This is a genomic window from Streptomyces sp. ASQP_92 (assembly GCF_025399895.1).
Classification (GTDB): domain Bacteria; phylum Actinomycetota; class Actinomycetes; order Streptomycetales; family Streptomycetaceae; genus Streptomyces.
Genome location: NZ_JAODUA010000069.1, coordinates 1 through 343, shown reverse-complemented (window position 1 = coordinate 343; position 343 = coordinate 1). Strand labels below are relative to the sequence as shown.

1 protein-coding gene is annotated in these 343 nt (G+C 63.6%); it reads left to right on the top strand.

Annotated features, from left to right (window positions below):
- Positions 1–53 precede the first annotated feature (53 nt).
- A partial coding sequence (locus N4G70_RS36935; RefSeq protein ID WP_261717163.1) for a transposase occupies positions 54–343 on the top strand: 290 nt, incomplete at its 3' end.

The window sequence follows — 343 nt, the reverse complement described above, 5'->3', positions numbered from 1 at the left end:
TACTGCAACGGTCTTTGCCGTGACTGGTGGCCAGTTCGGTCGTTGGTGTGGTTATGGGTGGGGACCTTGGTGATGTCAGTTTGTGGGCGGGCGAGTTGGAGCGTTTGCACGGGCAGTTCGTGCATCGGTTCAGCCGGAGTGAGCCGCGGGAGTCAGCGCTGGCCTATATGCGGGGCCTGGTCGCTCCGCTGGAGCGGAAGAACGGCTGGACGCTGGCAGAACAGGCAGGTCACGGTGCTCCGGACCGCATCCACCGGTTGCTGAACCGGATCGACTGGAACGCCGACGAAGTCCTGGACGACGTCCGCGACTACGTAGTCGAACATCTCGGTGACCCCGACGC